General features: G+C 73.2%; 27 protein-coding genes. 14 read left to right on the top strand and 13 right to left on the bottom strand.

Features of this window, described 5'->3' with window-relative positions:
• Positions 1-20 precede the first annotated feature (20 nt).
• Positions 21-1208: a glycosyltransferase 87 family protein gene (locus ABD944_RS05250; RefSeq protein WP_345172945.1), complete on the top strand. Its 1188-nt coding sequence runs from the start codon at positions 21-23 to the stop codon at positions 1206-1208.
• Here the strand turns inward: ABD944_RS05250 and bluB are convergent.
• Both bluB and ABD944_RS05240 read right to left on the bottom strand, forming a co-directional pair.
• Positions 1102-1731: a 5,6-dimethylbenzimidazole synthase gene (gene bluB, locus ABD944_RS05245; RefSeq protein WP_345172943.1), complete on the bottom strand. Its 630-nt coding sequence runs from the start codon at positions 1729-1731 to the stop codon at positions 1102-1104. The two genes, ABD944_RS05250 and bluB, sit on opposite strands and share 107 nt — an antisense overlap.
• Before the next feature lie 52 nt (positions 1732-1783).
• Positions 1784-2626 carry an SMP-30/gluconolactonase/LRE family protein gene (locus ABD944_RS05240; protein WP_345172941.1) on the bottom strand — a complete coding sequence of 281 codons (843 nt, stop codon included), beginning with the start codon at positions 2624-2626 and terminating at the stop codon, positions 1784-1786.
• A 163-nt stretch (positions 2627-2789) separates the two neighbouring features.
• Between ABD944_RS05240 and ABD944_RS05235 the strand changes: the two genes are divergently transcribed.
• Both ABD944_RS05235 and ABD944_RS05230 read left to right on the top strand, forming a co-directional pair.
• On the top strand, positions 2790-3029 hold the full coding sequence (locus tag ABD944_RS05235) for a ribbon-helix-helix domain-containing protein (RefSeq protein WP_149263024.1): 240 nt from the start codon (positions 2790-2792) through the stop codon (positions 3027-3029).
• Positions 3026-3415 carry a hypothetical protein gene (locus ABD944_RS05230; RefSeq protein ID WP_185031584.1) on the top strand — a complete coding sequence of 130 codons (390 nt, stop codon included), beginning with the start codon at positions 3026-3028 and terminating at the stop codon, positions 3413-3415. The genes ABD944_RS05235 and ABD944_RS05230 overlap by 4 nt, the downstream gene beginning before the upstream one ends.
• A gap of 10 nt (positions 3416-3425) precedes the next feature.
• On the opposite strand, the gene ABD944_RS05225 is transcribed toward ABD944_RS05230, so the two are convergent.
• The gene (locus ABD944_RS05225; protein WP_345172933.1) at positions 3426-5738 is read right to left on the bottom strand and encodes an MMPL family transporter; all 2313 of its coding nucleotides are present in this window, start codon (positions 5736-5738) and stop codon (positions 3426-3428) included.
• Between the two features lie 72 nt (positions 5739-5810).
• Between ABD944_RS05225 and ABD944_RS05220 the strand changes: the two genes are divergently transcribed.
• Together ABD944_RS05220 and ABD944_RS05215 are read left to right on the top strand one after the other, a co-directional pair.
• Entirely contained in the window at positions 5811-6440 is a 630-nt protein-coding gene (locus ABD944_RS05220; RefSeq protein ID WP_345172931.1) for a TetR family transcriptional regulator, read from the top strand.
• A gap of 121 nt (positions 6441-6561) precedes the next feature.
• The gene (locus ABD944_RS05215; protein WP_345172930.1) at positions 6562-8568 is read left to right on the top strand and encodes a hypothetical protein; all 2007 of its coding nucleotides are present in this window, start codon (positions 6562-6564) and stop codon (positions 8566-8568) included.
• A 22-nt stretch (positions 8569-8590) separates the two neighbouring features.
• Here the strand turns inward: ABD944_RS05215 and ABD944_RS05210 are convergent, their stop codons facing one another.
• The 3 genes from ABD944_RS05210 to ABD944_RS05200 all read right to left on the bottom strand — a co-directional run bounded on the left by ABD944_RS05210 (position 8591) and on the right by ABD944_RS05200 (position 10030).
• Positions 8591-8953, bottom strand: a complete 363-nt coding sequence (locus ABD944_RS05210; protein WP_221493399.1) for a DUF2516 family protein — start codon at positions 8951-8953, stop codon at positions 8591-8593.
• Between the two features lie 172 nt (positions 8954-9125).
• Entirely contained in the window at positions 9126-9581 is a 456-nt protein-coding gene (locus ABD944_RS05205) for a hypothetical protein (RefSeq protein ID WP_345172927.1), read from the bottom strand.
• Positions 9578-10030, bottom strand: a complete 453-nt coding sequence (locus ABD944_RS05200) for a helix-turn-helix domain-containing protein (RefSeq protein WP_345172926.1) — start codon at positions 10028-10030, stop codon at positions 9578-9580. Before ABD944_RS05200 ends, ABD944_RS05205 begins: the two co-directional genes overlap by 4 nt.
• A gap of 175 nt (positions 10031-10205) precedes the next feature.
• Between ABD944_RS05200 and ABD944_RS05195 the strand changes: the two genes are divergently transcribed.
• A complete protein-coding gene (locus ABD944_RS05195; RefSeq protein ID WP_345172924.1) occupies positions 10206-10589 on the top strand; it encodes a DoxX family protein in 384 nt (127 codons plus the stop codon).
• 48 nt (positions 10590-10637) lie between these two features.
• Here the strand turns inward: ABD944_RS05195 and ABD944_RS05190 are convergent, their stop codons facing one another.
• Entirely contained in the window at positions 10638-11522 is an 885-nt protein-coding gene (locus ABD944_RS05190; protein WP_345172922.1) for a neutral zinc metallopeptidase, read from the bottom strand.
• 216 nt (positions 11523-11738) lie between these two features.
• On the opposite strand from ABD944_RS05190, the gene ABD944_RS05185 reads away from it, so the two are divergent.
• The 6 genes from ABD944_RS05185 (at position 11739) to ABD944_RS05160 (ending at position 19855) form a co-directional block, all read left to right on the top strand.
• Complete coding sequence (locus ABD944_RS05185) at positions 11739-13514, top strand: DUF2207 domain-containing protein (protein WP_345172920.1); 1776 nt, start codon at positions 11739-11741, stop codon at positions 13512-13514.
• 61 nt (positions 13515-13575) lie between these two features.
• Positions 13576-13983 carry a hypothetical protein gene (locus ABD944_RS05180; protein ID WP_345172918.1) on the top strand — a complete coding sequence of 136 codons (408 nt, stop codon included), beginning with the start codon at positions 13576-13578 and terminating at the stop codon, positions 13981-13983.
• A gap of 176 nt (positions 13984-14159) precedes the next feature.
• Positions 14160-14858 carry a FadR/GntR family transcriptional regulator gene (locus ABD944_RS05175; protein WP_345172916.1) on the top strand — a complete coding sequence of 233 codons (699 nt, stop codon included), beginning with the start codon at positions 14160-14162 and terminating at the stop codon, positions 14856-14858.
• On the top strand, positions 14855-16102 hold the full coding sequence (locus ABD944_RS05170; protein ID WP_345172914.1) for a CynX/NimT family MFS transporter: 1248 nt from the start codon (positions 14855-14857) through the stop codon (positions 16100-16102). The genes ABD944_RS05175 and ABD944_RS05170 overlap by 4 nt, the downstream gene beginning before the upstream one ends.
• 39 nt (positions 16103-16141) lie before the next feature.
• Complete coding sequence (locus tag ABD944_RS05165) at positions 16142-16543, top strand: hypothetical protein (protein ID WP_345172912.1); 402 nt, start codon at positions 16142-16144, stop codon at positions 16541-16543.
• A gap of 54 nt (positions 16544-16597) precedes the next feature.
• Positions 16598-19855 (top strand): DUF4132 domain-containing protein, encoded by a 3258-nt coding sequence (locus ABD944_RS05160; protein WP_345172910.1) that lies wholly within the window; start codon positions 16598-16600, stop codon positions 19853-19855.
• Between the two features lie 169 nt (positions 19856-20024).
• Here ABD944_RS05160 and ABD944_RS05155 read toward each other — a convergent pair whose 3' ends face one another.
• Together ABD944_RS05155 and ABD944_RS05150 are read right to left on the bottom strand one after the other, a co-directional pair.
• Positions 20025-21002 (bottom strand): asparaginase, encoded by a 978-nt coding sequence (locus tag ABD944_RS05155; protein ID WP_345172908.1) that lies wholly within the window; start codon positions 21000-21002, stop codon positions 20025-20027.
• Positions 21003-21164: 162 nt separating this feature from the next.
• Complete coding sequence (locus ABD944_RS05150; RefSeq protein WP_345172907.1) at positions 21165-21992, bottom strand: beta-keto acid cleavage family enzyme; 828 nt, start codon at positions 21990-21992, stop codon at positions 21165-21167.
• 19 nt (positions 21993-22011) lie between these two features.
• On the opposite strand from ABD944_RS05150, the gene dtd reads away from it, so the two are divergent.
• Positions 22012-22437, top strand: a complete 426-nt coding sequence (gene dtd / locus ABD944_RS05145; protein WP_345172906.1) for a D-aminoacyl-tRNA deacylase — start codon at positions 22012-22014, stop codon at positions 22435-22437.
• Between the two features lie 25 nt (positions 22438-22462).
• Here the strand turns inward: dtd and ABD944_RS05140 are convergent, their stop codons facing one another.
• The 4 genes from ABD944_RS05140 to ABD944_RS05125 form a co-directional block, all read right to left on the bottom strand.
• Positions 22463-22954, bottom strand: coding sequence for a hypothetical protein (locus ABD944_RS05140; RefSeq protein ID WP_345172904.1), 492 nt, complete (start codon positions 22952-22954; stop codon positions 22463-22465).
• Between the two features lie 79 nt (positions 22955-23033).
• Positions 23034-24020, bottom strand: coding sequence for a CAF17-like 4Fe-4S cluster assembly/insertion protein YgfZ (gene ygfZ, locus ABD944_RS05135; protein WP_345172902.1), 987 nt, complete (start codon positions 24018-24020; stop codon positions 23034-23036).
• A gap of 58 nt (positions 24021-24078) precedes the next feature.
• Entirely contained in the window at positions 24079-24495 is a 417-nt protein-coding gene (locus ABD944_RS05130) for a Fur family transcriptional regulator (RefSeq protein ID WP_345172900.1), read from the bottom strand.
• 462 nt (positions 24496-24957) lie between these two features.
• Positions 24958-25443 (bottom strand): heme-binding beta-barrel domain-containing protein, encoded by a 486-nt coding sequence (locus ABD944_RS05125; protein WP_345172898.1) that lies wholly within the window; start codon positions 25441-25443, stop codon positions 24958-24960.
• A gap of 121 nt (positions 25444-25564) precedes the next feature.
• On the opposite strand from ABD944_RS05125, the gene ABD944_RS05120 reads away from it, so the two are divergent.
• Positions 25565-26227: a GIDE domain-containing protein gene (locus ABD944_RS05120; protein WP_345172896.1), complete on the top strand. Its 663-nt coding sequence runs from the start codon at positions 25565-25567 to the stop codon at positions 26225-26227.
• The last annotated feature ends 3 nt before the right edge of the window (positions 26228-26230 follow it).

Raw genomic sequence — 26230 nt, 5'->3', positions numbered from 1 at the left:
CCGCCGAGACCGTTGCCCGGGTGAAGCGCTGGGCACCTTTCCTTCTGGCCGCCGAAGTTCTCGGAATCGTCGTCTTCTCCGCCGTCTACGACTCGCTGGATTTCCGCATCTACCGGCTCGGCGGGCATGTTCTGACGGATGGCGCGCGCCTCTACCAAGGACAGCTCGCCGAGCACTATTTCACCAACACGCCTTTCATGGCCGCGCTGTTCACTCCGTTGGCCGCGCTCCCGCTCACCCTCGCCCGCGTGCTGTGGCAACTGTCATCGCTGGCGGCCTTCGCCTGGGCGTGCGCGCTCACCGTGCGAATGGCCGGTCGCGACATCTCCCTTGTCCTGGTGGTGGCCGCGGGCCTGCTCCTCCAACCGGTCTGGCAGTCGTTCTTCCTCGGCCAGGTCAACCTGATCCTGCTCGCCCTGGTCCTCGCCGACCTGCGTCGGGTCGCGCGCGGGCGTCCGGCCGGAATCGGCGTCGGCGTGGCGACCGCGATCAAACTGACGCCGGCCGTCTTCGTCGTGCTGCTCCTGCTGAGCAGGCGGACGAAGGACGCGGGCACCGCCACCGCGACCTTCGCCGCCTGCACTTTCCTCGCCTACGCCATCGCGCCGGACGCGTCCCGCGTCTACTGGTCGCGCACCTTCTACGACACCTCTCGCGTGGGCGTGACCTACATCAGCAACCAGTCCCCCTATGGCGCGCTGGCCCGCGTGCTGCGGGGCACGGCCGAGGTAGGCGGCTGGTACACGGCGATACCGCTGGTCATCGCCGTCTCCGGCCTCGCGGTGGCCGCCCTCTGGGCTCGACGAGGCGACTGGCTGAGCGCGACGGCCGTCACCGGCGCGACGGGCCTGCTCGTCTCCCCGATCTCCTGGGCGCACCACTGGGTGTGGATCGTCCCGGCGCTGGCGGTGCTCCTCCGGAACGGCCACCGGAAGAGCACCCTGGCCGCCTTCATCGTGTTCGCCGTCTCGCCGTTGTGGTGGACGCCCCACAACGGCGATCCGCGCGAGTACGGCTTCCACGTCCTCCTGACCCCGGTCGCCAACTGCTACCTGCTGGCGGGCCTGTCCTTCCTGGCGTACGCGGCGATCCGCCTCCGGGTCAGCCCGCCGGCTCCGTCCAGCGATCGTGGTGGACGGCGGCGTCCAGTGCCCTGCGCCGCCGCCAGCCGTGCCGTTCGAGATCGGGAACGGATTCCAGGTGGGTGACGGGGCCGAGGCAGAGCCACGCGACCGGGCGGATCGTCTCCGGGATGCCGAGCAGGTCGCGCAGGTGCGGCTCCTGGTAGAACGACACCCATCCGACGCCGAGGCCCTCGGCGGTGGCGGCGAGCCACAGGTTCTGGATCGCCAGGCACACCGAGTACAGCCCCGCGTCGGCGATCGCGTGCCGCCCGAGGACCGCCGGGCCGCCGCGCTCGGGATCGTAGGTGACCACGACCGACAGGCTGGACTCCAGGATCCCGTCGATCTTGATCCGGGCGAACCGCTCGGCGGCCTCGCCCGTCAGGGTGGCGGCGAAGGCGGCGCGTTCGGACTGGACGTGCTCGTGGAAGGCCCGCCGGATCTCCGGGTCTCCCACGAGCACGAAGTCCCAGGGCTGGGACAGCCCGACGCTCGGCGCGGCGTGCGCGGCCTCCAGCACCCGGTCGAGGACGTCCCGCGGCAGGGGCGCACCGGTGAACTCGCCGCGCACGTCGCGGCGGCGGTGGATGGCGTCGTAGATGTCCATGGCAGGCGATTGTGCCCACGCCGGAGCCCGCGTCGCCCGCCGGGCGGGGGCGTCAGGGCCGTCCGGCGCCCGGGACGTCGACCTCGACGGTGAACACCCGGCCGCTGCCGGGCGCCACCGGCTCGGCCTCGGTCATCCCGCGCCATTCGGCGGCCGTGACGAACAGGGTGGTCCCGCCCGGCCCGCCCAGGACGCAGGCGAAGCCGCCGCGGTCGAGGCCGACCGTGCGCAGCACCTCGCCGCCCTCCGCGACGCGCACGCACCGCTGGTTGGGGACGTCGGCGTACCAGACGGCGCCCTCCGCGTCGACGCAGATGCCGTCCGGGACGCCGTCGCCGAGGTCCGCCCAGGTCCGGCGGCCGGACAGCTCCCCGTCCGCGCCGATGTCGAAGGCCTCCAGGCTGCCGCCGTAGGAGTCCGCGACGATCAGGGTGGAGTCGCCTGGCGTCACCGCCATGCCGTTGGGGAAGGCGATGCCGTCCGCGACATCGCGCACGGAGCCGTCCGGCCGCACCAGGGCGACCGCCCCCGGCGCGAACTCCTCCCCCACCATCGGGTCGAAGCCGGGCCGGTTGACGTAGACGTTGCCGCGCCCGTCGGCGACGACGTCGTTCCAGCCCGGCCGGCCGAGGTCGGCGTGGACGGCCAGGGAGCCGTCCGGTTCCCGGCGCAGCAGCCGCCCGTCCGCCGAGGAGACGATCACCATGCGCCCGTCCGGCAGCCACGCGGTGCACAGCGGGAGCGAGGCGACCCGCGCCACCACCTCGTGGGCGCCGTCCAGCCCCACCGCGACGACCTCGCCCGCCGTCCAGTCGGAGAAGTACAACCTGTCGCCGTGCCAGCGCGGCGACTCGACCAGTCCGCGGCCGTCGAGAAGCGTCCGCACTTCGTCCATCGTCCTCACCGTCCTCCTCGGATACCGATGTTCCGCCTTCTACACGAACGGCATCCGGCCGGATCGACACCGGGCCACCGCCCACTCCGCGGTCCGCGTTCCGCTGGAGCCGGGACGACCCGAATACACACTGGAAGGCCTCCGAGTGTGTATCGTGTGCCCCATGGCGAGACTCAACATCACGCTGCCCGACGAGCTTGCCGCCACGCTCCAGGGGCTCGCCGAGGACAAGAAGATCGCCTCGGTGTCGGGGTTCCTGGCGGACGGCGCGCGGCTGAAGCTGGCCTACCTCCGGGACGCCTCCACGATCGACGACCTGTTCGGGCCGCCGAGCCCCGACGAGCAGGCCATGGTCGACCGGCTGGTCGAGGGCGGCCCCTCGTCCCGCCGGGACGTCGCGTGATCACCGGTCACGTCTTCGACGCGACAGCACTCCTGGACCTCGCCACCGGCAAGACCGTCTACGTCCGCGCCCGGCTCCGGGCGTCCATCGCCCAGCACGCCACCATCGTCATCCCCGCGACGTCGCTCGCCCGCGCCTGGCAGCTCGTCCCCGACCACGGCCGCGCCGTGCTGGAGCGCCTCCCCGGCATGCAGGTCGTGCACGTCGACGACCTCGACGACGTGATCGCCCAGCAGACCGGCCTGCTCGTCACCACGATCCCGAACCTCGGCATGGACGCCGCCCAGGCCGCCTGGTCCGCCCGGTGGCGGCGCTGGCCCCTGATCACCGCCGAGCCCGGCCTCTACGCGTCCGTCCCGGGCGTCCGCGTGGAGCAGATCCCCTAGCGGGCCGCGGTCAGGTCGTGAGCTCCAGTTCCAGCTGCTCGTGGACGGGCCGCGGGGGCGGCGGAGCGACCGGCCGGGAGCGGCCCGGCCACCACCAGTTGGCATGGCCGAGCAGGCTCATCAGCGCCGGGACGAGCATGAGGCGCACGATCGTGGCGTCCATGGCGACGGCGACCGCCAGCCCCAGGGCCATCATCTTCACCATCGGGTCCGGCTGCGGGACGAAGCTGGCGAACACGAAGATCATGATGAGCGCGGCGGAGGTGATGAGGCGGGCGGTGGCCCCGATGCCGGTCACGACGGACTCGTGCGGATCGCCCGTCCGGTCGTACTCCTCCTTGATCCGCGACAGCAGGAAGACCTCGTAGTCCATGGACAGCCCGAAGATCAGGGCGAACATGAACAGCGGGATGAACGACATGATGGGGATCGCCTGGTCGACGCCGAACAGCTCGACGCCCCAGCCCCACTGGAAGACGGCCGTGACGACGCCGAACGACGCGCCGATCGACAGCAGGTTCATCAGCGCGGCCTTCACCGGGACGATCACCGACCGGAACGCGACGACCAGCAGCAGGAGCGCGACGCCCACCACCGCGACCACGACGGTCGGCATGCGGTCCCCGACCGTGGCGGCGATGTCGATGATCGCCGGGTTCTCCCCGCCGAGGTAGATCCGGGCGCCCGGATGCGCGTCCCGCACCTCCCTGATCTCCACGTTCCGCAGGCGGTGGACGAGGTCGGTGGTCGAGGCGGCGTGCGGCGCGTCCCGGGGGACAACCTGCACGATCGCCGTCGTGCCGGTCACGACGGGCTCCCCGGCGAACACCACGCCGGGCACCTCGGAGAGCTTCTGCCGCAGTTCCTGCCCGAGCAGGACCGCGCGCTTGTCGGGCTTCTTGGTGGTGTCCGGCGCCCCCTTGGGAAGGGCCGGCTCCGGGGACGGGCTCGGCGCGGCCGCCGGCGCCGGACCCGTCAGGCCGGACAGCCCCTCGCGCCCCTTCACGGTCGGGACCACGCGCTTCGGCTTGGTGCGCCTCTCCTCGCCCGGCACCTTCGCGACCACGACGAACGGGCTGTAGTGGCCCGCGCCGAACTCCTCGGCGACGATGTCGTAGGCCTGCCGCGCCTCCATCTTCGGGGACGACATGCTGTCGGCCATCACCCCGAACCGCAGGCTGAGCGTCGGCACGGACAGCGTCAGCAGGACGAGCGTCGCGACGATCGCGTACGGCCAGGCGTGGCGGTCGACGTGGCGCCCCCAGGCCGTCCAGCGGGCGGAGCCGCGGTCCGGGCGCACCCGCGGCAGGCGGTACCGGTCGATGCGCGGCCCCAGGGCGCCGAGGATCGCCGGGAGCAGGGTCAGCGCCGCGGCGACCATGATGGCGACGGCCAGCGCGGCGGCGATCCCGATGCGCCCGATGAAGGCGATCCCGGACAGGAACAGCCCGCAGATCGCGAAGACGACGGTACCGCCGGCGAACACGACCGCGTGGCCCGAGTGCGCCATGGCGCGCCCGACCGCGGTCTCGGCGTCGTCGCCCTCGGCGAGCTGCTGCCGGTAGCGCGTCACGATGAACAGGGCGTAGTCGATCCCGGCGCCGATGCCGAGCATGGCGGCGACCATCGGCGCGGTCGGCGCGATCTGGAACATCGACGCCAGGAAGTGGATCAGCGAGTACGCCACCGCCATCCCGCACAGCGACACCACGATCGGGATTCCCGCGGCGAGGAACGAGCCGAACGCCAGCAGCAGCACCAGCATCGCCAGCAGGATCCCGACGCCCTCCTGCGGCCCGCCCTTCGGCTGGTTGAGGATCATCGCGACGATCCCGCCGAACTTCACCTCCAGCCCGGCCATCCGCGCGGGCTCGACGGCCCGGTTCAGCGCGTCGAGGTCGGCGTGGCCGACGTCGCTCATCGTGCCGGTGAAGTTGAGCCGGACGACGACGGCGGCGTCGTCCTTCAACCCGCCCATCCCCTGCGCGTAGGGGTTCTCGACGAACGCGACCCGGTCGAGCTCGGAGATGTTCTCGATCGACTGCCCGACGGTGAGCGCGACCCTCCAGTCGGCGGGACTGGCCTGGCGCGTCTCGTGGAACACCACGGTCGCGGTCGGCCCGGTCATCGCGGGGAAGTCCTGCCCGAGCGTGTCGAGGGCGCGCTGGGTCTCGGTGCCCGGCAGGGTGCTCTGCTGGACGAACATCCCCCCGTGCGTCAGGCCGAGGACGCCCGCGCCGAGCATCACGGCGACCCAGAGCTCGAACACCGCGCGGCGCCGTCGCACGCAGAGCCGTCCGAGTGCCTCCAGGAAACGCGCCATGCCCGCAGAAAACACCCAATGCATGCAGTTTTGCAATAGATGCAACTTTGCAGCCATGGTAACGTGCGTCACATGGTGGAGGACGACGGCCGGCCGGGGCTGCGGGAGCGCAAGAAGATGCGCACGCGGCAGGCCATCGCGACGGCCGCGCTGCGCCTGTTCGCCGAGCGCGGCTACGAGGAGACGACGATCGCCGACATCGCGGCCGCCGCCGACGTCTCGCCCCGCACGTTCTTCAGCTACTTCCCCTCCAAGGAAGACGTGATCTTCGCCGAGATCGACGACCGGCTCGCCGAGGTCGCCGAGCGGCTGCGCCGCACCCCCGGCGAGTCCCCCATGGAGACCATCCGGCGCAGCATCGTGGACGTCCTCGAAGCGATCGTGGCCGAGCACCGCGACTACGGCCCGGTCCAGGTCGCCCTCATCCTGGAGCGCCCCGCCCTGCGCGCCCGGGCGCTCCAGCGCATGACCGACGCCCAGGACGCGATCGAGGCGCTGCTGCGCGAGCTGTGCCCCGGCATCTCCGAGATCGACGCGGTGGCCGCGGCGGGCATCGCGGTCGGCGGTATGCAGGCGGTCGTGGCGCACTGCCGCCGCGAGGGCTACGACCCGCTGTCCATGCGCACCGCCCTCGACCGCGCCGTGGACATCGTCGAGCACGGCCTCGTCTCGGTGGACGCGCTGTCGCGTCCGTCCCCCTGAGCCGCCGGGCACCGGCCGGCGGAGGCGCCCGCCGGCCGGTGCCCGGCTCAGCGCCCGCCTCCCGCCGATCGGATGGGCGAAAGATCAGCGAATGTCTCCGGTGCGGTGTAGAACTGCGGCCGTGGCAGACGAGACAGGACGGCCGGACGGCCCCGCGCGACTTTCCGAGCATGAACGCGGCACGGAGGCCGCGCTGAGCCAACTCGTGACGAGATCCGGCTTCGGCGGGCCGTCCAGGAGCACGCTCGCCCACATCGACATGGTCGGCCGGTTCCTGGCCGGAGCGGTGGACCCCGCGACGGCCGTGGCCGGGCAGACGTCCGATGTCTGCCCGTGGGGGCCGCTGGCCGGACGGATCGGGGCCGCCGCGCTGCGGGCGGTCTCGCCCGTCACCGCCGATCCCCATCGGGAGACCCTGCTGGCCCTGCTGGAGCTCTGGTCGCGCACGCCCATGGCCGACCCCGCCGTCCGGCTGCGCAGGGGACGCGTGGCCGCGAGCGTCACCGCCGCGCGGGACGAGCACGGGGCGGCCGTGACGATCGGGGGCGCCGACCCGGAATGGGTCGCCCGGAAGAATCCGGAACTGGCCTTCCTCGACCGCGCGTTCGCCGAGGGCGCCCCGCCCGCCCTCGGCGACGTCGTGGAAGTCGCCGACGCGCCCCTGGGATGGGGTACCGCCGATCAGCTCACCCGCCTGGTCGCCCTGGTCCGCGCCAAGGGCCCGGTGCCCTGGGACCGCAAGGCCGTGGACCTGCTGGCCGGGAAGACCGGCTTGTCGCGCACCACCGCGAGCGTGGCGCTGTGCGGGTTCCTCGGCCACCCCAACGCCAAGGCCGGCAAGCTGTCACCCCAGGCGCGCAAGACCCTCAAGGTGACGTTCCGCGACCTCGAAGACGCCTGGTTCCGCGACCTGGAAGGGCACACCGACGAGGACCGGCTCGAACTCCTCGCCGACGTCCTCCCTCAGGACCCGGAAGAGCTGTGGGAGCCCGGTGGCCTCGGCGAGGTCGCGCTGCGCCTCTCCCAGGCGTGGCGGCAGCGGTTCGGCGCGAAGCCGGTCGCACCGCCCGCCACCGTCCAGGCGGCCGAGACGGTGGCCCCGAACGTCACCGGCGCCCAGCTGTGCGAATGGCTGATCGATCCCGGCGCCGTCCCGCTGCTCACCAAGGACCTGGACACCTGGCTGGAGTCCGACGACACCCCCAAGTACAGGCACCAGAAGTGCGTTCCCGCCGCCGAGACGCTCCAACTCCGGAACCTGATCGAAGCCGTCCTGCTCGGGCTGCGCTGGTCCTACGACGAGCTGCCCGCCGGCGACCCCGTCCGGGAGGGCGCTTCCGCGGCCTACGACCTGCTGCTCCAGCGGCTGGCCCACCCCGGCCTGCTGCTGCCGGCCTGCCTCTTCGACACCGGGTCGGAGGGGCTGGACGCGATCACCGGCAGGTTCGGGACCACCCCCTACAGCGGCCCGAGCGAACTCACCGTCGACTACGTCGACGATGGCCTCACGGTCGCCTCACTCATCGAGCACCGGCGGCTCGCGAGCCTGTTCTTCCGCCCCGCCCTCTACGGCGTGGACGACCGGACCGAGCGCCTCGCCGAAGTGGTGGACGCGTCCCGCGACAGCAGGCACGCCTTCGAACGCGTCCGCCTGCTGCGGGGGAAGGGCGCCGAGGCCATGGCGCGCCGCATCCGGTCCGGGGCTCTGCCGGAGGGCTCGTACGAGGCCGATCCGTCGGCGTCGGCGCCGTCCCTGGTGGAGGAGGCGGCCGGGCGCCTGGACGTCCCGCCGGACTCCGCCGCGCTCTACCTCCAGTTGCTCACCCTGACCGCACCGACGGACCGCGACGTGCGGAAGTGGAACAACTGGACCCCAGCCCGCCTCCGCAAGGCCGCCGAGCCCCTGGTGGCCCGCGACCTGGTGGCCCGGCACGAGTACCGGGGCGACGGACGCAAGATCTTCCTCCCGGGTCCCTACACCCAGGGCCCGCCGCCCCAGGAGACGTGGAAGGCCGGCCTGAAGGCCGCGGCGGACGCGGAGGACCCCCGGAACCCCTTCATCTGGCGACCGCTCCCCGACCGCTTCACCTACGCCTGGCACCACGCCCAGAAACACCCGCCCGCGTGACACGCCCAGGTCGTCGATCTTGCTACCAGGGGCCGTAGGGGCCCTGGCGGGAGCCGCCGCGGCCGCCGTTCTTCTTGTACGGGCCGACGGCCGGGCGGACGTCGGCCAGGTAGACGGCGGCGGCGATGAACGCGGCGACCGGGAGGATGCCGAGGAGCAGGGCGATGGGGCTGGCGCCGAGCGCCACCGGCGCGACCGCGTAGGCGGCGCCGACCACCGTCGCGACGATCAGGATGATCATCCACAGCTTCTTGCTCTGCTTGCTCGCCGCGGCGTAGGCGTTCACGGGCACGGTCAGCGAGTCGACCAGCGCCCACGCCTCCATCGCGAACGCGATGATCAGCAGCAGCCAGAAGAAGTAGTCCAGCACGTTGAAGCCCGACATCGGCGATCAGCGCTCCTGCTCGTCTCGGACGGCGACTCCTCGTCGCACGCGGGTCTTCCTTCACCGCAACCCTATGCGCACCGTCCACCAGGGCGGCCTGATGGAACAGGCACCTGTAGGGACGACGGAGCCCGGCCGGGTGTTCCCGGCCGGGCTCCGTCGTTCGGCGCCGTTACTTCTTCGTGGTGGAGCGGGACTGCCCGGTGGCCCGGCTCTGCGCCGTCCGGCGCTGCGTGGTGCGGGCCTTGGACGCCTGCTTCGGCGCGGCCTGGTCGGTCGCGGCGATCTCGGCGACCTCGGAGGCCTCGCGGTGCACGACCTTCTTGCCGCGCTCGGCGAGCTCGTCGATGAACTCGACGGCGCGGGTGCCGAAGTGCGTGGCGTACGCGACGGCGGCGCCCGGCAGGTCCTTGGCGTCCACGCGCTCCTGGTACCGGGAGACCTCGCCGCGGTAGCGGGCGGCGGTCTCGCGGACCTGCACGCGGTAGCGGTCGACGGTCTCGCGGACCTCGCCCTGGTACCTGGTCACCTGCTCGGGGACCTCACGGATCTTCTCCACCGCGAAGTCGCCGGCGCCGGCCACGGCGTACACGGCCTTGTTCTCACGGAGGTTGCTGGCCAGCGTCATCCGACCTCTTCCTTTCCCTGTTGCTGTGGTCCGGCCTGTTCTGGGCCGGTCTCTTCCGGTACGGCGGTCTCGGCGGGCTCGTCGGGCTCGGCGCCGAGGACGCCGCTGGCTTCGTTCTCCTTGAGGAACGACGCGTAGATGTCGAGCAGGACCTGCTTCTGCCGTTCCGTCAGGACGAGGTCGGCCCGCACGGCGGCCTGCACGTCGGTGTCGGCCTCGCGGTCCTCCAGGATTCCGGCCTGCACGTACAGCGCCTCGGCGGAGATCCGCAGCCCCTTGGCGATCTGCTGCAGGATCTCGGCGCTCGGCTTGCGCAGGCCGCGTTCGATCTGGCTCAGGTACGGGTTGGAGATCCCGGACACGTCCGCCAGCTGGCGCAGCGAGATCTTCGCCCGCGTCCGCTGCTCCCGGATGTACTCCCCGATGGAGCCGACCTTCGAACTCGCCATGTCTCCACTCTCCGTCATGGTGCTTGCTATTGCAAGCACCATAGCTAGCACTTTGTGGTGAAACGGCTCACATGACTGAAATGCCAGGTGGCGCAGGTCACGGCGGGCGGTGTCACACGGGTCGCGGCGCCGGTGTCTTGGGGACGAACCACTCGTCCCACCAAGGAGGAAGCTCATGAACACGGCGCTGTGGATCGCGGCGGGGCTGTTGACCGCGGTGGCGCTCACCGGTGGTTTCACCAAGGTCCTCGTCCCCACCGCCAAGCTCGCCGAGGCCCCCGGCGGGCAGTGGACCGGGAGCGCCGGCGACGGCTTCGTGAAGGCTCTCGGCGGTCTGGAACTCCTCGCCGCCGCGGGCCTGGTCCTGCCCGCCGTGGTCGGCGTCGCGCCGGTCATGGTGCCGGTGACGGCCGCCTGCTGGGTGCTGCTGATGGTCGGCGCGATGGTCACGCACGGCAGGCGCGGCGAAGGCGGGTTCGTGGCGTTGAACCTGGTCTACCTCGTGATCGCGCTCTTCATCGCGGTGGGCCGCTTCGGCCCCTGGCCCTTCACCGGCTGACCGTGCGCGGGAACCGTCATGCCCCGCCGTCCCCCACGGACGGCGGGGTCAGCTCACCTTGGACGGGGGCGCGATCCAGGTGTTGCAGACGGTCAGGTCGCGCCCGTTGAAGCCGGCGACCACCCAGCCCGCGTAGTGGCGGCCCGAGCCGTGGTCGCGCTTCTCCGGCGGCTGGCGGTCGTCGCCCCTGGCCAGCACGTCGTTGACCATGGCCGTGTACTGCTCGCGGGTCATCGGGAGGGTGGTGCGCTCGCTGCCGAGGAACGCGCCCGCGAAGCACTGGGCCTGGAGCTCGATGCGGCGGCTCGCCTCCGTGCGGGTGGCGGTGTCGCCGGACTCCATCTGGCCGTCGCCGTAGAGCAGGATCCCGGCCCGGTCCTGGACGTGGTGCCCGTACTCGTGCGCGATCACGCGGGCGTAGACGGCGTAGTGGGACAGCGGCTCGCCGCCGGACGTCTCCACGACGTGCCGGAGCCCCACGTACATCGTGTTGTTGGCCGGGCAGTAGAACGCGGACGCGCCGGGCGCCGGGTAGGAGCCGCACGGGCTGCGCCCCGGCTCGACCCAGAACACCCGGTCGGGCCTGTCGAACGCGATGCCGGCCTTGGTGAACTGCTTGGTCCACGTCGCGTCGAGGCAGTCGCTCAGGGTGTCCATGAACCCGCGCATGGACTCGGCGGACGGCTGGATCTGCGGCAGGCGGCAGCTCACCGGCGTGAGCGGGCCGGTCCTGTAGAGCTTGCTGTTGGTCGCCTTCTCCCGCGGGGTCGAGGGGCCGCCGGCCGTGGTGGTGGGCGTCCCGGTGCCGCCGGCGGCGTCCCGGCCGCCGCCGAACAGCGAGATCCCCAGGATCGCCAGGACCACCAGGGACGTGAGCCCGCCGAAGATGCCCGCGATCGTCCCGCCCGCGCTGCGGCGCGGCGGCGGGCGCATCGGGGCGTACCGGTACTGCGGAGGCCCGTAGGCAGGAGACCCGTAGCCCGGACCGCCATACCCCGGCCCGCCGTACGGCGGACTCCCCTGCGGCGGCCCACCGTACGGCGGGCGGCCGTAGGGCGGTCCGGGAGGCCGCGGCGGAGGGGGCGGCGGGGGGTAGTGACCTGCCATAGCGCAGAATCATCGCACGCATTCCCGATACCATTTGCGGCCATGTCTGCTCTTGCGGCGATGTTCCGGTCGCGTCCGGCGGTCCTGGTGGTCTCGGCGGCCCTGGCCGCCCCCCTGCTGACCTGCACTTCCGCGACGGCGGCCGAGGCCGGCGAGCCGTCCGCGGCCGGTGCGGCGGCGTCCGGTCCCGCGGCCGAGCGGGTGCTCAAGGACGACGTCGTCCTCACCGCGGTCCAGGGCGGCACGGTCAGGGTGAAGGAGACGATCGTCTACCGGTTCGCCGGGCACGACGGCTTCCAGCGGACGTACCCGACCAGGACGCACGAGAGCGTCACCGAGGACCGCGTCCACCGGATCGAGAACCTGCGGGCCGCCAGCCCGGACGGCGGGCCCACGAGGGCCACCGCGTCCGCCTCGGGCCTGAACACGACGGTCAAGGTGGCGGGCGACCGGAAGCTCACCGGCGACCACACGGTCGTCCTGGAGTACGACGTGCGCGGCGCGATCACCCGGATGGGCGCGGCGGAGGAGTTGCGCTGGCCGGTGGTCGGCGGCTGGAAGGTGCCCCTCGACGAGGCCAAGGCGGTCGTCGAGGGCGGCGCGATGATCCGCAACGTCAACTGCTTCACCGGGCCGATTGGCAGCACGATCGGCTGCACGCAGTACTACACGAACCACACGCACACCCAGGGCGTCTTCGCCCAGCAGGGCATGCTGCCCGGCGAGTACCTGACGGTCGTCGCGGGCCTGCCCGCCGGGACGACGGGCGGGCGCGCGATCTACGAGCGCCGCCACACGGTCGCGACCGCGTTCTCCGTCAACGCCGTGACCGGCGCCGCGCTCGCCGGCCTGCTGGTGCTGCTCGTGGGCGGCGTCCTCGCCCTGTACCTGCTGCGCGGCCGGGACGCGCGGACCGTCGGCAAGCGGGCCGCCGAGGGCGACCAGGTGCCGGTGGCCGGGACGGAGTTCGAGCCGCCGAACGGGGTGCGGCCCGGCCAGATCGGCACGCTGATCGACGAGCAGGCCGACGTGATCGACGTGACCGCGACGATCGTCGACCTCGCCGTGCGCGGCTACCTGCTGATCGAGGAGGAGGACCGGGCCGTCACCGGCCGCCTCGACTGGACGCTGCGCCGCCTCGAACGCCCGCAGGCCGACCTGCTCCCCTACGAGCGGATCCTGCTGGACGCGCTGCTGACGGCGCCGGACGGGTCGGCCCGCGACGCCGTCCGGCTGTCGGAGCTCGGCGGGACGTTCGCGACGAAGCTGACGCAGGTCAGGTCCGCGATGTACGACGACGTGGTGAAGCAGGGCTGGTTCGCGCGGCGGCCCGACACCGTCCGGTCCCGGTGGACGGTCGCGGGCATCCTCGTGACGGTGCTCGGCATCGCCGGGACGGTCGCGCTGGCGCTCACCACCGAGTGGGCGCTGGCCGGGCTCGCGCTGATCATCGCGGGCGCGGCGCTGGCCTATGGCGGCCAGTACATGCCGGCGAAGACCTCGCGCGGCGCCACCGTCCTCGCGCACACGATCGGTTTCCGCGCGTTCCTGGAGCGCGGCGCCCTCCCCGACGACGGCTCCATGGCGGCGCGCCAGCGGATCGCGCTGTTCTCCCGGTTCCTGCCCTACGCGGTGGTGTTCGACCTCGTGGCGAAGTGGGCCGAGACGGTGAAGGACGCGGGCGAGCGCGCGGAGGGGGCCGACAACCTCTACTGGTACGAGGGCCCGGCGGAATGGGACCTGTCGAAGTTCGCCGAGTCGATGCGCACGTTCACGCTGGCCACGTCGGGCTCCATCTCCCAGTCGCGCGGGCTGTGACGGCGCCGGGCGGTTAACCGCCGGACGCCGGGTAAAGCCTGGGGCGAGGAGGTGTCGCCCCATGGTCGCCAGCGCCGTGCTCGCCGCCCCCTTGGCCGCCCAGTCCAACCGCCTCGGCGACGCCTACTTCATGGCCGTCGGCCCGGCCGTCATCTTCGTGGCGCTCATCGCCTGGGTGACGGTCGTGCTGACGACGTCACGCAAACGCCACCACTATCCCCCCAGCTCCGCGGACGGCCTGTCCCACCGCGGGCCCGTCATGGGCGGCGTGATCACGGGCAGCCCGTCGCAGCGGACGCGCCGCGACCCGGCCCCGTCGGTGACCCACCGCGAGGTCATGGCCCATGTCGAGCGGGGGCGCGCGGAAGAGGAGGCGGCCCGCGAGCGGGGACGGGCGGAGGCCGAGAGGGTCCGCGCCGAGCCGCCCGCCAGGAGCCGCCGCAGATTCGGCCTTCCCAGGCTCCGCTGACGCGGAGCGGCCGGAACGAAGGACGCGCCGCCCGCCGGCTCCGGCGCCCCCGCACCCCGCCTGGCGGGCGCCGTGGACGCCCGCGGTGGCGGCCGCGACCCCTCCCGGCCGCCACCGCGGGTCCGCGCCGGACCCGCCCCTCGTAAGATGTCTGACATCTTACTTTGGAGGCTTTCGTGGCGTTGAGTCCCGTACCGGGCGGGTCGACGGTGGACGCGGTCCTCGACCAGCTCCAGGCCCAGGTCAGCGGGGGCGCCTGGCCGGTCGGCCGGCGGATCCCGGCCGAGCTGGAACTGGCCGCGCAGCTCGGGGTCAGCCGTCCGGCCGTCCGGGAGGCGATCCGGGCGCTGTCGCACGTCGGGGTTCTGGAGGTGCGCCGCGGCGACGGGACGTACGTGCGCAGCACCGCCGACCCGCGCCCGCTGCTGCGGCGGGTGTCCCGCGCGTCCGCCCGGGACGTGTTCGAGGTGCAGCTCGCCTACGACGTCCAGGCGGCCCGGCTGGCGGCGCGCCGCCGCACCGGCGCCGACCTGGCGCGGCTGGAGGAGCTGCTCCGCGCCCGCGACGAGGCCACCGAGCCGGACGCGTTCGGCGCCGCCGACGCGCGCTTCCACCTCGGCGTCGCGGAGGCGTCCCGCAACCCGGTGCTGATCGAGGCGATGCGGTTCTTCATCGACCGGCTGCACGAGTCGATGCGCGCGATCCGGATGGACCGCGAGGTGCCCGAGGCGGGTCCGGCCCGGCACCGCGCCGTGCTGGACGCCATCGCGGCGGGCGACCCGGAGGCGGCCGCGTCGGCCGCCGCCGCCGTCGTGGAGCCGACCCTCGCCGTCCTGCAGTCCCTGCTCGGCGACGCGCCCGGGGAGGACGCGTGACCGGGCGGCGCGCCGGGCTGGCCGGCGCCCTGCTGATGATCGTCCTGCTGGCGGTCAACCTGCGTCCGGCGATCGCGGCGGTCGGGCCGCTGCTGACCGAGATCAGCGACGCCTTCCGGCTGTCGGGAACGGCGGCGGGCGCGCTCACCACGCTGCCACTGGCGTTCTTCGGCTCCTACGGGCTCGCCGCCGCCTTCCTGCGGCGCCCGCCGCGCAGCGAGACGCTGCTGGTGTGCGCGATGGCGCTGCTCGTCGCCGGGCTCCTGCTGCGGCTGCCGGGCGGCGTGGCCGCGCTGTTCGCCGGCTCCCTGGTCGCGGGGATCGCGATCAGCATCGGCAACATCGCGGTGCCGGCCATCATCAAGCGGGACCACCCGTCCCGGATCACCACGGTCACGGCGGTCTACACGGTCGCGGTGACGGCCGGCGCGGCCCTGTCGTCCGGGCTCGCCGTGCCGGTGGAGGACCTGTTCGGCGCGTCGTGGCGGCTGCCGCTCGGCCTGCTCGCGATCCCCGCCGCGCTCGCCGGGCAGCTGTGGCTGCCGAGGGCGCGGCGGGCGGCCCGCGCGGCCCGCTCCGCGCCGCCCGCGGTGCCCCCGGCCGGCGTCGCCGCGCTGGTCTGGCGGTCGGGCCTGGCCTGGCACGTCACGGTGTTCATGGGCCTGCAGTCGCTGCTGGCCTACGTGGTGATCGGCTGGCTGCCGACGCTCTGCCAGGACCGCGGGATGGACGAGACGGCCGCCGGCTCCGTGCTGGCGCTGGTGGCGGCGGTCCAGGCGGTCGGGTCGCTGGCCGTCCCGGTGCTGGCCCGGCGGACCCGCGACCAGCGCCCCCTGGTGATCGCCACGGTCGCGCTGACCGCGCTGGGCTTCTTCGGGGTGACCTGGGCGCCGATCGCCTCGGTGTGGGGCTGGGCGGTGGTCCTCGGCCTCGGCCAGGGCCTCGGTTTCGCGACCGCGCTGTCGTTCATCGGGCTCCGCGCCCACGACGCCCACGTCGCGGTCCAGCTGTCGGGGATGGCGCAGGGCGTCGGCTACGTCATCGCGGCGCTCGGCCCGCTCGCCCTGGGCGCGCTGCACGACGCCACCGGCGGATGGACCGTTCCGATGCTGGGCGTGCTGACCGTCTGCGCCGCCCTGGCCGTCCCGGGCCTGCCCGCCGGGCGGCTCCGCACCGTGGGCGCCCCCGCCTCCCCGGCGCCCGACGTGGTTAACACCGGTTCCAGCGGACACATCCCTAACTGACCTGGCGTGGGCCGATCCGCGCCTCGGGAGGTGGTCGCCTTGCTCACCACGATCGTCGCCGACCCCGTACTGGCGAACACGGCCCCCACGGGAGCCCGCTACTTCGTCTGGATCATTCCGTTCGCGATCGTCGGCGCCCTGCTGACGTGGCTGTACGCGACCCGGGCCGCCTCGTCCAGGAAGCTGCACTGCTCGCGCCGGAACAACCAGCTGAACCAGCGCGGCATGGAGCAGGGCGGCTACTACACCTACGCCCCGGGGATGTTCTCGCACAGCTACCCGCCGGCCAAGGAGGGCCAGCCCGAGGAGTTCCGCAAGGACAACCCCCAGCCCGGGCGGGAACCGAAGAAGCCCTGGCCCGAGGGCGTCCTCTACGAGCAGACGATCTTCAAGGAGGAGTTCGAGACCCTCAGGGCGTCCAAGAGCACCGAGAACCGCTAGCCCGCGTCCGGCAATCCGCCCCCGGGTGTCGGCGGGCCTCACTACGCTCCCGGCATGATCAAGTCGAGCGCCGCGCCTCCGGACGAAGACACCCTCGAAATGCCGAGGTCCTGGATGCGGCATCTGCATCCGCGGCGCGGCGGGCATCCGGGACCGAAACTCGCGTTGGCCGACGTCCACGAGGACGAACTGCTCGCACCGTACGCGGGCGCCATCGAGAAAGTCCTCGGCCGCACCGAGGCCGACCCGGCGCTGACCGCCGTGGTGCGCGAGCACCTGGACGGCAAGGGAAGCGCGCTGGAAGCGGCGGCGATCGTGGCCGTCCACGGCGCCGAGAAAACATACCTGGACCCGTCGCGGCAGGAGGAAGCGCTCAAACGCCTGCGCGCGTTCATCGCGCAGACCGGCGACGCCGAGTACCGGCGCGTCGTCTCGCTCATCGACGGGCTGCGCACGACGCCCGCACGGCGGATGGTCGCCGCCTACCTCGTCCCGACCGAACTCGACTGGGTGGCCGAATGCTGCGCGGCGCCTGCGCATTCGGTGCCGCGGGAGCTGCTGCTCCGTTCCCTGGGCTCGGCCGAGCATCTCGAAATTCTCGGCGCCGGAGCCCATATCTCCGTCTCCGACTGCTACTACGTCGAGAACCTCATCACTCTGGCGGACGGCGTGGGTCCTGCGATCGCCCCGTTCATGGCCGAGGCCTTCGACCTGTTCCACGACAGCGCGCCGCGCCGCAAGGGCCTGCTGGACGTCCTGAGCCGGCTGCCCGGCGACGAGGCGTTCCGGCAGATGCTGGAGCGCGCGGGCAACCTTCACATGATGGCGGCGCTCCGAGACACCATGCGCCGGTTCCCGGTCCGCGCGATCCGCGTACTGGCGGCCGCCTCGGCGGCGGGGGACGCCACGGCACGCGCCCTGCTGACCGACCACCTGCGGGCTAATGCGGAACTGGTGCGGCAGACCCTCCCGGACCTGCCCGCGGGGAGCCGCGCGGTCGTGGAGGAACTGACGGCGGCCGACGACCGGGCTCCGGACGCGGCGGCGGACGAGCTGCCCCGCGCGCTGGCCGCCCCGCGGTGGGAGCGGACGGAGCCGAAGCCCAAGCCGGTCGTCGTCAAAGGCGTGCCCGTCTCGCGGGAGCGGGCGATGGCGTGGGCGCCGGGCGAGCGCGACGCCTGGCTGAACAGCGAGATCGTCACGATCGTCGACGCGAACCACCACTCGTTCGGGCGGGTCCCGGTTCCGGCCGAGCGCACCGAGACCTGGGTGCGGCGGGTCGAGGAGGCCCGGTCCCCCACGACCGATCTGGGCCGGATGCTCTACTGGCAGGGCGCGGTCCTGGCGGCCGGTCCCGAAGACCTCGTCCGCCCCGTCCTGGCCGAGTGGCAGGCCGACTGGCGCCACGAGCGCGGGCTGGGCAGGAAAGGGAACCCCTACGACCCGGACACGTGGCTCCGCGTCATCATCGCGCGGTACGGGCTCGACGCCCTCCCGGTCGCGCTCGGCTACGCGCGGGCCCGGCCCGCGAACGGCGCCGAACTGCTGCTGCCCTTCCTCGACGGCGATGTCGCGAACGCGATGGCCGACTGGCTCCAGCGGAGCACGGCGGCACGCGGGGCCGCGACCGAATGGTTCACCCGGCACGGACGGGCCGCGCTCCCCTACCTCGTGCCGGTCGCGGTCGGCCGCGCCGGCAGGGCGCGCAAGGCCGCCGAGCACGCCCTGCGCCTCGTCGCCGCACAGGAAGGTCCGGACGCCGTCCTCGACTTCGCGCGCGAGCACGACGAGCGGGCCGTCGAGCCGATCAGGACCGCCCTGGACGCGGAGGCGGACGAGGCGCCGCGTCCCCGCAGGAAGCCGCCCGCCGACCTGGCGGTGAACGCCGAGGTGCTGCCGCAGGTCCTGCTGCGGAACCGGGAGCGCGCGCTGCCCGTGCCCGCCGTCCGGAACCTGCTCACGCTCCTGGCGATGTCCACGCCCGCCGAACCCGATCCCGACCTCGGAAGCGTCCTGGACGCGTGTGACGAGAGTTCGCTGTCCCGCTTCGGCTGGGCGCTGTTCCGGCACTGGCGTGAGAACGGCGCCGAACCCCGGGACGCCTGGCAGTTCGCCGCGCTGGCCTGGCTCGGGGACGACACGACCGTCCGCGAACTCGTCCCGGCGGTCCGGGCGTGGCCGGGCGAGGGCGGCCACCACCACGCGGTGCGCGGGCTCGACGTGCTCGCCGCGATCGGGTCCGACCTCGCACTGCGCGAGATCCACGCCATCTCCCAGAAGGTGAAGTTCAAGGCGCTGAAACTGCGGGCGCAGGAGAAGGTCGGGGAGATCGCCGCCGCGCGCGGCCTCACCACCGAGCAGCTCGGCGACCGCCTCATCCCCGACCTGGGCCTGGACGTCCACGGCACACTCGTCCTCGATTACGGCCCGCGCCGGTTCACCGTCGGATTCGACGAGGCGCTCAGGCCCTACGTCATCGACGAGGCCGGTAAGCACCGGTCGTCCCTGCCCAAACCGGGACAGCGCGATGACGCCGCCCTGGCGCCCGCCGCCTACCGGCGCTTCACCGACCTGAAGAAGGACGTCCGCGCCCTGGCCGGGCTCCAGCTCCAGCGCCTCGAACGGGCGATGACGACGGGGCGCCGGTGGCCGCTGCCGGAGTTCCGCGAGTTCTTCGCCGGACATCCCCTGGTGTGGCACATCGCGCGGCGCCTGGTGTGGATCGCCGAGCACGGCGACACCGTGACGGCGTTCCGGCTCGCGGAAGACCGCACCCTCTCCGACGTCGGCGACGACGCCGTCACGGTGCCCGACGACGCCGTCATCGCCATCGCGCACCCGCTGCACCTCGCGGAGGCGCTGCCGGCCTGGGCCCAGCTGTTCGCCGACTACGAGATCATGCAGCCGTTCCCGCAGCTCGGACGGGAGGTGCACGCGCTCACCGGTGAGGAGAGGGCGGCGGCCCGGCTGGCCCGGTTCGAGGGGGTGACGGTGCCGTTCGGCAACGTGCTCCGGCTGGAGCGGCGCGGCTGGTATCGCGGCCCCGTGGACTCCGACGGCGGGATCTCGTGCCTCGTCCGCCCGGCCGGCGCCGACCGCTACGTCGTCGTCACACTGGCCACGGGACTGTACGCGGGCTCCGTCAGCGCGTCCGGCGATCAGACCCTCGAAGCGGTCTGGGTCGGCGCCGACCCCGCCCCCGATTACTTCTCCCGCGGCGCGTCCGAGGGCGCACCTCACACCTTCGCCGAACTGGACGCGGTGACCGCCTCCGAAGTGCTCGCCGACCTCACCGCCGTCGTCTCCCCCTGAACCGACGCGGGCCGGCATGCCCGGGCGGCTGCTCCTGGACGGCTTCACCGCCCCCGCCATCACCGCGTCCTACGACACCGGCGCCCTGATCGAGACGATGGTGGCCCGGCTGCCGCCGGAGGAGCGCCAGAGCCTGCCTCGAAGGGGGCCGGGACTGGGGAACACAGCGCTAGACCGCCCGGTCGAAGACGCCCGGCGCCGGGCGGATGGCGCCGACGACCCGGTCCCCGCCGCGCACCTCGACGGTCGCCAGCTCGTCCAGGGCGACCCGGTCGGCGCCGTCGTGGACGCCGAGGGCGCGCAGCAGCGCGACGGTCACGGGCGTCCGCGCCCGCATCGCCCCGTCGTCGATCTTGACGACGCCGGCGCGCCCGTCGGCGAACGCGAAGGCGTCCACGCCCTCCGCGCCGCACTTGACGAGCAGCCCGGGGACGGCGTTCATCAGCTGCCGCTCCTCGCGCCGGGTCCCGGACGTCCACTGCGGGTGCGTCCGCATGGCGTCGGCGACGCGCCGCTCGTGCGTGCCCGGCTCGGCGAGGACGAGCGCCCGGAACGCCCGCGCGACGCCCGCGATGGACACGGCGAACAGCGGCGCCCCGCACCCGTCCACGCCGACCGCCGTGGCGGGCTCGCCGGCCAGCTCTTCGACGACCTCCCGGACGGCCTGCTGCAACGGGTGGTCGGGGTCGAGGTAGGAGTCGGCGGGCCAGCCCGTCGTGACGCACGTGGCGAGCATCGCGGCGTGCTTCCCGGAGCAGTTCATGCGCAGCCGGGAGGCGCCCCCGCCCGTCCGGGCGACCTCCTGCTGCGTCGCGGGGTCGAGCGGCCAGCTCTCGGGGCAGCGCAGGTCGGCGGCTCCCAGCCCGGCGCCCGCGAGGACCTTCTCCACGCCCTCGACGTGGAAGTCCTCGCCGGAGTGGCTGCCGGCCGCGAGCGCGAGCAGCTCGCCGCCGAGTTCGAGGCCGGCGCGCAGCATCGCGACCGCCTGCATCGGCTTGTTCGCCGACCGGGGGAAGATCGGCGCTCCGGTCTCCCCCGCCCGGAACGCGACGCCCCCGTCGGCGGCCAGCCCGATCGCCGCCCCCCGATGCCGGGACTCCACGAATCCGGAGCGCTCCACCTCGACCAGCACAGGATTGACGTCCACCGCACTCCTCCATCACCACGACACCGGCGCCCGCCTCCGGCGCTCTCCCACCCCGGAACGGTGACCTCGAAGGTCACGTACCCGGCGGACCCCATGAAAGCGGCACCCGGCACCACGAAAACGGCCAGGTTGCCCCATCCCGGCTTGACCCGCCGCCCGGGTTCAGCGGGGCTTGGTGGCGAGGAGCGCGCGGGCTTCGGCGGGCGCCATCGGGGGGCGCTGGGCCAGGCGGGCCGCCTGGGCCGCGCGCTCCACCAGCTCGGCGTTCGCCGTGACCGGGCGGCCCTTGGCGAAGGTGACCGTGTCCTCCATGCCGACCCGCAGGTGGCCGCCCGCCGACAGGGCCGCGAACATGACCGGGAGGGACGTCCGGCCGATGCCGGTGGCCGACCACGTGGCGCCCTCCGGGAGGGCCTCGACGGCGGCCACCAGGGTGCGGGCGTCTCCCGGCATGCCGCCCGGGACGCCCATCACCAGGTCGCAGTGGACGTGCCCGCCGTAAGGGAGCCCGTGCTTGTCCAGGAGGCGATGCAGCGCCGTGATGTGCCCGAGGTCGAACAGCTCGAACTCGGGGACGACCTCCAGACCCTGGGTGCGCTTGTACAGCTCCACCATGAACGACCAGGGGTTCATGAACACGTCGTCACCGAAGTTGACCGTCCCGCAGGTGAGCGAGCACATGTCGGGTCCGGCGTCGAGGACGCGCAGCCGGTCCTCGTAGGGATCGGTGACCGCGCCGCCCGTGGACAACTGGACGATCAGGCCCGTGCTCTCCCGCAGCGCCGTCACCGTGTCCCGCAGCCGGGACGGGTCGAGCGTGGGCCGCGCGTCGTCGTCGCGGATGTGCACGTGGATCACGGCCGCGCCGGCCGCCTCGCACTCCTTGGCCGTCCGGACCAGTTCATCCAGGGTGACGGGCAGGGCCGGGACATCCGCCTTGGCGGACTCCGCGCCCGTGGGCGCCACCGTGATGAGCGTCGTTGCTCCCATGGCGGCAGAATGCATGGTCATGCGTGCTGTAGTCCAGAGGGTGAGCCAGGCCAGCGTGTCCGTGGACGGGCGCGTCGTCGGCGCGATCGAGGGGCCGGGACTGCTGGTCCTGGTCGGCGTGACGCACGACGACGGCCCGGAAAAGGCCCGCAGACTGGCGTCCAAGCTGTGGGGGCTTCGGATCCTGGAGGGCGAGAAGTCGTGTTCCGACGTGAACGCGCCGCTGCTCGTCGTGAGCCAATTCACTCTCTACGGGGACGCGCGGAAGGGCCGCCGCCCGTCCTGGACGGCCGCCGCGCCCGGCCCCGCCGCCGAGCCCCTGGTGGACGCGATGGTCCGGGAACTGCGCGAGCTGGGCGCGAAGGTCGAGACCGGGGAGTTCGGCGCGGACATGAAGGTCGCGCTCGTCAACGACGGGCCGATCACGCTGATCCTGGACGTCTGACCGCGCCTCCGGCCGGGCGCGCGGGTCAGCGGAACCCGTAGACCATGCCGACGAGCGCCGCGACGGTCCCGCCTGCGGCGAGGAGGATGAGGGCGCGGTCCTGCGGGACGAGGCGGCCGCGCACGTCCGAGGACACCACCACGGTCCCGGTGTCGCTCTCGTCCCCGACGGGGCCGTGCTCGAACGGGTTGCGGAGCCCGGCGAGCCGCCACAGCGCGTCGTTGCGGAGCCGCTGGTGGGCCGGGCCGCAGGCGAAGAGCCGCCCCCGGGTGCGCTCGGTGCAGGCCGCGCCCTTCGGTGTCAGGACCCGGCACAGGGTGGGGACGAGGACGAACTCGTACAGGCACCAGGCCAGCAGGCCGAGCAGCGCGAGGCGCCAGGACCGCTGCCACCACGCGATGCCGGCGATCGCCGCGAACAGGGTCCACCACGCCAGAGCGGACTCCCGGCGCGGGCGGCGCCGGGTCCCTCCCCTCCGCGCCGCGGGCGGCTCCCCTTTCCCCAGGTTCGGGACCATCGGTAGGAATCCACCTTCCCCGGGCGCCGAGCGGTCAGAAATCGTCTTATCAGACGATATTCGCCCCAGGGGCGGGCTGCTACCCGTGTTTCGCGGGCCGGCGGCGCAGAGCGATCTGCGCGTTCGCGCCCGTCTCCGGCGACACGACGACCTCCTGCGCCGCCGCGACGCCGCCCGCGAGCAGCTCGGCGTCCACCGGGACGTTCCGCTTGACCAGCGCCAGCGCGACCGGCCCCAGCTCGTGGTGCCGGGCCGCCGACCCGACGAACCCGACCGTCCGGCCCCCGGGGACCTCCACCGGGTCGCCGTGCGCGGGCAACCGGTCGACGCTGCCGTCCAGGTGCAGGAACACCAGGCGGCGCGGAGGGCGCCCGAGGTTGTGGACGCGCGCGACGGTCTCCTGCCCCCGGTAGCAGCCCTTGTTCAGGTGGACGGCCGTCTCCACGTACCCGGCCTCGTGCGGGATCGTCCGGTGGTCGGTGTCGAGGCCGAACCGGGGCCGGTGCTCGGCGATGCGCAGCGCCTCGTACGCCCACATCCCCGCCGGCCTGAGGCCGGCCGGGAACTCGCCCCGCGGGACGATCCGCGTCGTCGTCCCCGCGACGTCCGGCCAGGCGGGACGGCCGTCGCCGGGGCCGCCCGGCCCCGTGACCACCATGAACTCGTCCGACACGTCCGCGACCTCGACGCGCAGCATGAACCGCATCCGGTCGAGGAACTCCACCAGCGCCGGGGCCGTCCCCGGCTCGACGTGGGCCCACACGGCCTCGCCGTCGTCGACGAGGAACAGGTGGTGCTCGATGTGCCCGTTCGGGCTGAGCAGCAGCGCCTCGGTCGGCTCGGACGGCTTCAGCCCGTCCAGGTGCTGGCTCAGCAGGCTGTGCAGCCAGCTCAGCCGGTCCGGCCCCGAGACGCGGACGACGCCCCGGTTGCTCCGGTCGACGAACGCCGTCCCCTCCTCCAGGGCGCGTTGCTCGCGCGCGGGGTCCCCGTAGTGCGCGGCGACCTCCTGGTCGGGCGCGTCGGCGGCGACGGCTCCGGGCGACTGCAGCAGAGGGCTCTCCATGCCGTCCAGACTATGCCGCGGACCGGCGGATCATGCCGCCCCGGCCGCCCCGCCTCGGCTAGCCCTCGCGGCAGTCCTTGCAGCGCCCGTACACGGTCAGGTGGTGGACGTCGGTCTCGAAGCCGAAGTCGCGCGCCAGGACCTCGGCCAGGCCGGCCGCCGCGCGCGGGTCGACGTCCTCCACGGTGTGGCAGCCCCGGCAGACGAGGTGGATGTGCTCGGCCTCGGCGGCGAGGTGGTAGTTCGGCGGGCCGTGCCCGAGATGGGCGTGCTTGACGAGCCCGAGCTCCTCCAGGAGTTCGAGCGTCCGGTACACGGTGGAGATGTTCACACCGCGCGCGGTGCGCTGCACCTCGGTGCAGATCTCCTCGGGGGTCGCGTGCTCCAGGTCGGTGACCGCTTCGAGCACCAGCTGCCGCTGCGGGGTCACCCGGTACCCCTTCGCCCGCAGCTCCTCCTGCCACGACTCGACCATGCACCGAGTCTAGGCTGTGCTTTCGAAGTCCCGGCCCACTTCGCTCGCCTTACGGCTCGCTACGTGACCGGGCCTGGGCGAACGCGGCATCGCTTCGCGATCTGCCCGGCTCCGGTCCGGACGTCCGGTTTCAGCCCTCGGAAAACCCGCTTGCCTCTCCGCGGGGGCGTCGCATACGTTCGGGATACGCGCGAAAGGAGGTGGTCCTAACCAATGGTTGCTTGTAGGACTCGCGAGGTGGCTGTCCGCTAGTCGCCGTTCCGCCTCGGATCCTCCGCCCACGGGCAGAGGTAGTCGGTCGCGACGGTGACCGGCGAATACCAGGCAGTTACCCGGTCCCCGGACCGATGGACCCGTCCTGTCCATCGCCCGCCACCCGGCGGGAAGGTCCGGGGATCGTTCATTTCCGGGGGCCGGCCGCCTCCCGGGGCGCTCACCCCCGGAGCCCGCCCCCTCCGGCGCTCAGGAGACCTTCTTCAGCTGGGCCGACAGGTGCGACTGGAGCTGGTGGCCCATCGCCGCCATGTCGTACGCCCAGCCGAGGTCCTCGCCGATCAGCCCGTAGAGGCGGTGGCCGCCGGTGACCTCCTTGGCCGACTCCGTCCGCGCGACGACGTCCGTGTGCAGCTCCACCCGGTTGAACGCCACGTTCCCCACGTAGATCTCGACGATGCCCGTCGGGTGGGCCAGCGTCACCTCGACCTGGTGGTCGGGGCGCGGGCGCCAGTACCCGGTCTCCATGCCCAGCGGACGCCCGAGCGCGCCGTCCTCCTCGATCTTCCAGGTCCGGCTCGCGTAGATCAGGAAGGGCTTCCCGACGTGCGTGAACGAGATCTCCTGGCCGAAGTTGAACGACTCGATCGTGGGATAGCCGCCCACGCCGGCGCCTTCCCAGGTGCCGAGGAGGAACTTCAGCGGCTCAAGGTCCGGGTGCAGCTCAACGTCCATGGGCACCGAGCGTAGCGGCGTCCGCGGCCCGCCGCGGCCGTCCGCGTCCCCGCGCTCCGTCCCCTCCGGCCCGGGACCGGCGTCCCTGTCCGAAGCCGGGCGGCGCCCCGATCATGGGAGCGTGTCGCTCCTCACCGCGAGCATGCTGGTTCCGCTGGTCATCGCCGCGGGCCTGCTGGCCGCGGGCTGGGTCTGGCGGCTCCGGCTCCGCAACCTGCACCGCGCCGTCCAGACGGACTGCGCCGGCGTCGCCGCGCTCCACGACGGCGTCCCGTGCCAGGTCAGCGGGACGGCCCTCGCCGTCCAGCCCGCCCCGTTCTCCGGCCGTCCCTGCGCCTGGTACAGGACGAAGGCGACGGCCCACGCGAAGACCGGCAAGCGGGTCTTCATCGACGAGAAGTCGAAGACGCCCTTCCCCCTGCGGGACGGGTCGGGGCACGTTCTCATCGATCCCGCCACCGCGGCCGTCGACGGCGCCGTCCAGACGATGGACGAGCGCCGCCCCGCCAGCGGGGAGCTCCCCGGCGTGGACGGGGAGGTCGCGGAGTACCGGTACCAGGAGTGGATCCTGCCGGCCGACCAGCCGCTCTACGTCCTCGGCACCGCGACCGGCGGCTCCGTGGGCAAGGACCGGGAGACCGGCCAGTACGCCATCAGCACGCGGACGCGCCGCGAGTACCGGCGCCGCGCCGTGATGTTCACGGGCATCGGGTACGGCGGAGGCGCGGCCCTCTTCCTCGCCTGCGCCGCCGTGGTCGCCGTGGACCACCTCTTCTCCGGCTGACGC

This window comes from Actinomadura verrucosospora, assembly GCF_039540335.1.
Lineage (GTDB): Bacteria > Actinomycetota > Actinomycetes > Streptosporangiales > Streptosporangiaceae > Spirillospora > Spirillospora verrucosospora.
This window is presented reverse-complemented; position numbering and strand designations above follow the sequence as displayed.

What these genes read in the sequence shown, in the direction of transcription:
- bluB (WP_345172943.1), bottom strand. Translation starts at nt 1,731, where the DNA reads ATGGACATCTACGACGCCATCCACCGCCGCCGCGACGTGCGCGGCGAG.
- ABD944_RS05240 (WP_345172941.1), bottom strand. Translation starts at nt 2,626, where the DNA reads ATGGACGAAGTGCGGACGCTTCTCGACGGCCGCGGACTGGTCGAGTCG.
- ABD944_RS05235 (WP_149263024.1), top strand. Translation starts at nt 2,790, where the DNA reads ATGGCGAGACTCAACATCACGCTGCCCGACGAGCTTGCCGCCACGCTC.
- ABD944_RS05225 (WP_345172933.1), bottom strand. Translation starts at nt 5,738, where the DNA reads ATGGCGCGTTTCCTGGAGGCACTCGGACGGCTCTGCGTGCGACGGCGC.
- ABD944_RS05220 (WP_345172931.1), top strand. Translation starts at nt 5,811, where the DNA reads ATGGTGGAGGACGACGGCCGGCCGGGGCTGCGGGAGCGCAAGAAGATG.
- ABD944_RS05210 (WP_221493399.1), bottom strand. Translation starts at nt 8,953, where the DNA reads ATGTCGGGCTTCAACGTGCTGGACTACTTCTTCTGGCTGCTGCTGATC.
- ABD944_RS05205 (WP_345172927.1), bottom strand. Translation starts at nt 9,581, where the DNA reads ATGACGCTGGCCAGCAACCTCCGTGAGAACAAGGCCGTGTACGCCGTG.
- ABD944_RS05200 (WP_345172926.1), bottom strand. Translation starts at nt 10,030, where the DNA reads ATGGCGAGTTCGAAGGTCGGCTCCATCGGGGAGTACATCCGGGAGCAG.
- ABD944_RS05195 (WP_345172924.1), top strand. Translation starts at nt 10,206, where the DNA reads ATGAACACGGCGCTGTGGATCGCGGCGGGGCTGTTGACCGCGGTGGCG.
- ABD944_RS05190 (WP_345172922.1), bottom strand. Translation starts at nt 11,522, where the DNA reads ATGCGCCCGCCGCCGCGCCGCAGCGCGGGCGGGACGATCGCGGGCATC.
- ABD944_RS05185 (WP_345172920.1), top strand. Translation starts at nt 11,739, where the DNA reads ATGTCTGCTCTTGCGGCGATGTTCCGGTCGCGTCCGGCGGTCCTGGTG.
- ABD944_RS05180 (WP_345172918.1), top strand. Translation starts at nt 13,576, where the DNA reads ATGGTCGCCAGCGCCGTGCTCGCCGCCCCCTTGGCCGCCCAGTCCAAC.
- ABD944_RS05160 (WP_345172910.1), top strand. Translation starts at nt 16,598, where the DNA reads ATGATCAAGTCGAGCGCCGCGCCTCCGGACGAAGACACCCTCGAAATG.
- ABD944_RS05150 (WP_345172907.1), bottom strand. Translation starts at nt 21,992, where the DNA reads ATGGGAGCAACGACGCTCATCACGGTGGCGCCCACGGGCGCGGAGTCC.
- dtd (WP_345172906.1), top strand. Translation starts at nt 22,012, where the DNA reads ATGCGTGCTGTAGTCCAGAGGGTGAGCCAGGCCAGCGTGTCCGTGGAC.
- ABD944_RS05140 (WP_345172904.1), bottom strand. Translation starts at nt 22,954, where the DNA reads ATGGTCCCGAACCTGGGGAAAGGGGAGCCGCCCGCGGCGCGGAGGGGA.
- ygfZ (WP_345172902.1), bottom strand. Translation starts at nt 24,020, where the DNA reads ATGGAGAGCCCTCTGCTGCAGTCGCCCGGAGCCGTCGCCGCCGACGCG.
- ABD944_RS05130 (WP_345172900.1), bottom strand. Translation starts at nt 24,495, where the DNA reads ATGGTCGAGTCGTGGCAGGAGGAGCTGCGGGCGAAGGGGTACCGGGTG.
- ABD944_RS05125 (WP_345172898.1), bottom strand. Translation starts at nt 25,443, where the DNA reads ATGGACGTTGAGCTGCACCCGGACCTTGAGCCGCTGAAGTTCCTCCTC.